Here is a 6,193-nt window from a genome sequence, read left to right on the forward strand (position 1 = left end):
TTTATTCCTCCTTTGCCGTATCTTCTGCAATGTTTTCAGCAGTATTTTCAGCAGGATCAGCCTGGTTGGCAATAGAAACCTGTTCGCCGTCGGAAAGGTATGTTTGACCACGGGTTACTATCTGTGCACCTTCGGGTAAATCAGAAGTAATCTGAATGGTTTCGCCGGTTTCAATACCGGTGGTTACAGGTGTTTTCTTCGCAATATCACCTTCTACGATATAGACATAGAATTCACCATTTTTGGTAAGGACTGCATCTCTAGGTAATATTATTGCATCATCAGCTTTTTCTTTTACGAAGTTAACATCAGCCAACATACCGGATTTAATGGCACCATCTTTATTGTCTAGTTCAACTTTTACAGAATATGTACCGGTTTGGCTGGAAGCCGGGCTAATGGTTGAGATTTTTCCGATTAAAGGGGTATCTGAAACAGCACTCATGGTAACTTGAACCTTATCGCCAACGTGAATTACATTAATCGCTTGTTCGGAAACACCTACTTCAACTTTGATGGTAGAAAGATCCATAATGACATAAGCAGGAGTGGTTTGGCTGGCAAATCCGCCTCTTTCCACATTTCTGCTCACGATTACACCGGACATGGGGGAAGTAACAGAGCAGTCGTTAATTTGTTTCTTCAAAATGTCCAGGTTTACTTCCAAAGATTCAATATTTGCTTTTGCTGATTCATAGGATAATTTAATTTGATCCATCTCTGTTTGGGAAATAATACCCCCTTGGAAAAGAACCTTGTTGTTATTATAGGTTTTTTCGGCATTTTCAAGGTTTAGCTTAGAAACATTATAGTTTGCTTCTGCACTACGTAACTGATCGTTTAAATCGGAGGAATCCACTGTAAAAAGAACTTGATTTTCCCTTACAGTATCCCCAACTTCAAAGAAATAGTTCATAACTTCCCCTGGAATCGTGGGGACAACGGAGATTTCTTTTGAAGCAGCAGCTTTTCCAGAATAGGAAAAGTCATTAGAAATTGAGTCTATGCCAACGGCAGCGACTTCAACAGTTCGTAATACGGTTTCTTCTTCCTCACTAGCTCCATTGGCACATCCTGCCAAAAGAACACTACAAAGGCATAGAATGATTAACTTTTGGTTCATTTTTTAGTTCCTCCTGTTGATAATATTTGAATGATTGTATTTAAATGCTCATAAAGAGTCAACTTAGTTTCATCGTCAAAAGAATCAAAGTAGCTGCTGGTTATTTTCATAAGGGCGTTTTCGGTAGCTTGTGCAGCAGCATTCCCTTTTTCCGTTAGATGAAGATAAATTTTACGTCCATCATCGTTTTTTGTGGCACATTCTTTTTTTAAATAACCTTTTTCAACCATTTTTGCAATACTTAAAGATGCACTGCTTTTACTTAGGCAAAGGGCATCAGATATTTGAGAAACCGTATTTAAACCAAAATCTCTAATGCAGATTAGGGAATGGAATTGTTGTGTAGTTAATCTTGTTTCGGCTCCTTTCCCATTTGCACTAAATACTTCCACTAAATGAAGCCTGCCCCAATAAACTAAGTTTGTGTTTAATTTAATAAAAAGCGCGGCAATTTGTTTGCCACTGATATCAGACATTAAAGGAACCCCTCTTTCAACTTGCAATATGAAATTAATTTTATGATAAAACTAACTCCGTGTCAATTGCTTTGTGTAATTATTTTATTAAGAATTTTTAAAGATTTTAATTTGTTTTTAAAACCGAACCAAACAAGTTAGTGCTGAGTTTTTATGGGTGCAATAGGAATAAAAAAAGCGAATTCGTTTTTTTGATATTTATTGAAGAAAGGAAAAGGCTAAGAAAATTATTTCGCAAAAATTGATTTTGTGATTTTTTTCTAATTTTATTTTTTAACTAAAAATTGGGTATAAAAAAAGAATTGACAGATTTCTATCAATTCTTTTTTAAAATTCATTTCCTGATAAATAGGGGAAACGTGAGTCTTAGTAGTTTTCAGCAACCAGACGGAAGTAAGCCTGAGGGTGATTACATACAGGACAAACCTTAGGAGCATTCTTACCTACAAATCTGTGTCCGCAGTTTTCACAATGCCATACAGTTTCTTCTTCTTTTGCAAATACTGTGTCATTTTTCAGGTTTTCTAAAAGCTGACGATATCTTGCTTCATGTTCTTTTTCAATTTTACCAACTGCTTCAAAAAGATATGCAATACGATCAAAGCCTTCTTCTTTTGCTTCTTTTGCAAAGTTAGCATACATGTCGGTCCATTCGTAGTTTTCACCTAAAGCAGCATCCAACAGGTTTTGCTCTGTGGAAGGTACATCACCTTCGTGCAACAGTTTGAACCAAATTTTTGCATGTTCTTTTTCGTTATTTGCTGTTTCGATAAAAAGGTCTGCAATTTGTTCATAGCCTTCTTTTTTTGCTTTGCTTGCATAATATGTATACTTATTTCTTGCTTGAGATTCACCGGCAAATGCAGCCATTAAATTCGCTTCTGTTTTAGATCCTTTTAATTCCATAAAGACACCTCCGAAATATTTTAAATTATATTAACTTCTCTTTTATGTAATATATTATATATTAAATAATAATGATTGTCAACTAGTAAAGGATAAATTTTTCCTTTTTTTTATAAAAGGAAAGTGGTGTCCCTTTTGGGGATACCACTTTTCAATCTATTTAAATTTCTATAAAACCTTCAAAATCCTTACGGGCATCGCCGGTCATGGTAATATTGTTATTATCGCAGTGAATAATCAAATCTCCCCCACGAAGTTTCACGGTAATATCCTGTTTGTCAGGACAATGTCCTAAGGCAACAGCTGCAGCTGCAACAGCGCAAGCGCCGGTACCGCAAGCCCAGGTTTCACCGATGCCTCTTTCCCATACACGCATACGCAGCGTTGTACGGTCTTCTATGGAGGCAAAGGAGATGTTCGCCCGTTCCGGGAAGAAGGGGGCATGCTCAAACAAAGGGCCAACTTCCTCCAAAGGAATGTATTCCACATCCTCAGTAAAAATAACACAGTGAGGGTTGCCCATGGAAAGGCAAGTGATGAAATATTCCTTTCCATTTAGGGTAATTCCCTTGTGAATTACAGGTTCCTCCCCAAGGGTAACAGGTACGGCTTTGGGGTTAAAATCAGCATGACCCATGTGAACCAACACAGAATAAACCTCATTCTCACGGATAAACAGCTCCAGATTTTTTACGCCGTAACCCGTTTCTATGGTTAGATGATCGGAGTCAATCATACCCTTATCATAAAGATATTTGGCAACACAGCGAATGGGATTTCCCGCAACGGCAGACTCTGTACCATCTGCATTGAACATACGCATTTTTGCATCTGCAACCTTAGAAGGTTCCATGAGGACAATACCATCGCCACCGATACCATTTCGACGGCTGGAGAGCCAAACACTTAAAAATTCGGGATTTTTGATTTCCTGTTCAAAACAATCAAAATAGATATAATCGTTACCGCTTCCACGCATTTTGGTAAAGTGAAGTTTTTCCTTTTCCCTAGGAAGATGGGCAATATCAATTAATTCCATGTTGTTCAGGTGGAAACCGCTGGATAATGCATTTACCAAAGCATTTGTGGTATCAATGCTGGTTAAGCAGAAAATACCTCGTTCTGTAGCTTTTCTACGAATTTTTACGCTGGCAAGCTGAGGTAACGTACTTTTATTGGAGGTGGAAACCATGTATTGAATTTTACCGCTTTCCAGTAATTCCATAATTTCGTCAATGCCATCTACCATGGTTGGCAGTTCTATTACGGGGATACCATACTTTTTCAACTCAAAAGCGGTACCTTCCGTTGCATATAGGGTAAAGCCCAGTTCATGCAATTTTCTTGCAGGATGAACCACCTCAGGTTTATCTCTTTTCTTTACTGTAAGCAGTACCCCGCCACGTTGCTCCATGTGATAGCCGGCCGCAGCCAAGCCTTTATAAATTGCTTCCTCCAAGGTTCGTCCAATCCCCAAAACTTCACCTGTCGATTTCATTTCGGGACCAAGGTGGGTATCTACATCCGTCAATTTCTCAAAGGAGAATACAGGAACCTTAACAGCCGAGAATAAGGACTGGCGGAATAAGCCTGTGCCATAAGGCATATCTTTGAGTTTTTTGCCAAGCATTACTTGTGTAGCAATATCAACGACAGGTAATCCCGTTACCTTACTGATATAAGGAATGGTTCTGGATGCACGGGGGTTTGCCTCGATGATATAGATTTCGTTTTCAAAAATAACATATTGTATATTAATCAGGCCTCTGGTTTCTAACGCCAAAGCCAGTTTTTCCGTTGCTTCAATCAAGCGACGTGTTAAGGGGCCGCTCAAATTCCAAGCGGGATATACGGCGATGGAGTCACCACTATGGATACCTGCACGCTCTACGTGTTCCATGATGCCGGGAATAAGCACGGTTTCGCCGTCGCAGATTGCGTCAACCTCAACCTCAGTGCCCATTAAATATTTATCCACGAGAATCGGGTTTTCAATACCCCCATCCAGAATAATATTCATATAACGCTCTACTTCCTCGTCGGAAAAAGCGATAATCATATTCTGACCGCCCAAAACATAGGAAGGGCGTACCAAAACAGGATAGCCAAGCTGATTTGCTGCTTTTAAGGCTTCTTCCTTTGTCATAACGCCAAAGCCTTTGGGTCTTGACATATGCAATTTTTCGAGGATGGCATCAAATTTTTCTCTGTCCTCTGCCGCATCAATGCTTTCTCCGGAGGTGCCTAAAATTTTCACACCTGCTTCAGATAAAGCTTTTGTCAGTTTGATTGCCGTTTGTCCGCCGAAGGCAACCACAACGCCATAGGGCTGTTCTGTTGCAATAATATCCATAACATCCTCTGGTGTGAGGGGCTCAAAGTAAAGACGGTCTGCCGTATCAAAGTCTGTGGATACTGTCTCGGGGTTATTATTTACCATAACCACGTCATAGCCTTCTTCTTTTAACGTCCAAACACAGTGAACGGAAGCATAGTCAAACTCAATGCCTTGGCCAATACGGATGGGGCCAGAGCCGAAAACAATAACCGTTTTTTTGCCTTGGTTATGAGTTTCGATAAATTCGGCGGCTTCATTTTCAGTGTCGTAGGTTGCGTAGAAATAAGGTGTTTGTGCCGCAAATTCCGCAGCACAGGTGTCTACCATTTTATAAACTGCCCCTCGGTGGGGGTAAGTCTGTCCTGATAGGGCATAAATGGTCTGATCCAAAAATCCTACATTCTTCGCAAAAAGGTAAAGTTCTTCTGTTAGGGTTTCCTCCGCAAGCCGTTTTTCCGTTGCTAAAATATTTGTAAGCTTGCCCAAGAACCATTCATCAATCAGTGTGATTTCATGGATTTCTTCAATGGAAATGCCACGTTTTAAGGCTTCATAAACCACAAAAAGTCTACGATCCGTGGTTTCATAAAGCATATCCTTGATTTCAGCATCACTATGGTCAGCTAAAGCGGCCAAATTCAAGGTATTCATAGAGATTTCTGCCCCACGAACGGATTTTAGCAATGCCTGTTCAAAGGTAGGAGCGATTGCCATGACTTCCCCAGTGGCTTTCATCTGTGTACCAAGTTTTCTCTTGGCATAAACAAATTTGTCAAAAGGCCATTTCGGCAGTTTCACAACCACATAGTCTAAGGTTGGCTCAAAAAATGCACTTGTTTTGCCTGTAACTGCATTTTCAATTTCCCCAAGGGTAAGGCCAACGGCAATCTGTGCTGCAACTTTTGCAATGGGGTAGCCTGTCGCCTTGGATGCCAACGCTGAGGAGCGGGACACACGGGGATTTACTTCAATGACCGCATAGCGGAAACTTTCAGGGTCTAAGGCAAATTGTACGTTACAACCCCCTTCTACCTGTAATTCCGTAATAATATTCAAAGCGGCGGTACGAAGCATTTGATACTCTTTATCTGCCAAGGTAAAGGCAGGGGCAATGACGATAGAGTCTCCAGTATGCACACCAACGGGGTCGAAATTTTCCATGGAACATACAGCAATGACGTTGCCATCCCCATCACGCATCACTTCAAATTCGATTTCTTTCCAGCCTGAGATACACTGTTCTACTAAAATCTGATGGATAGGAGATGCCTCTAAGCCACTGCGGGCAATTTCCGTTAATTCGTCATTGTTTTTAGCAATACCGCCACCGCTTCCCCCTAAGGTAAAGGC

Annotated in this window: 4 protein-coding genes; all 4 read right to left on the reverse strand. The window is 40.4% G+C overall.

The genetic code is table 11. The features are described 5' to 3' along the window. Position 1: 1 nt before the first annotated feature. Entirely contained in the window at positions 2-1,123 is a 1,122-nt protein-coding gene (locus P9Q65_RS07975; protein WP_304508855.1) for an efflux RND transporter periplasmic adaptor subunit, read from the reverse strand. Next, positions 1,120-1,599: a MarR family winged helix-turn-helix transcriptional regulator gene (locus tag P9Q65_RS07980; RefSeq protein ID WP_304508856.1), complete on the reverse strand. Its 480-nt coding sequence runs from the start codon at positions 1,597-1,599 to the stop codon at positions 1,120-1,122. Before P9Q65_RS07980 ends, P9Q65_RS07975 begins: the two co-directional genes overlap by 4 nt. 366 nt (positions 1,600-1,965) lie before the next feature. After that, positions 1,966-2,505 carry a rubrerythrin gene (gene rbr / locus P9Q65_RS07985; protein WP_304508857.1) on the reverse strand — a complete coding sequence of 180 codons (540 nt, stop codon included), beginning with the start codon at positions 2,503-2,505 and terminating at the stop codon, positions 1,966-1,968. A gap of 160 nt (positions 2,506-2,665) precedes the next feature. Continuing rightward, positions 2,666-6,193: carbamoyl-phosphate synthase large subunit (gene carB, locus P9Q65_RS07990; RefSeq protein ID WP_304508858.1), on the reverse strand; the 3,528-nt coding region annotated here is incomplete at its 5' end.

The sequence above is a fragment of the Anaerotignum sp. genome (assembly GCF_030625865.1).
Taxonomy (GTDB): Bacteria; Bacillota; Clostridia; order Lachnospirales; family Anaerotignaceae; genus Chakrabartyella.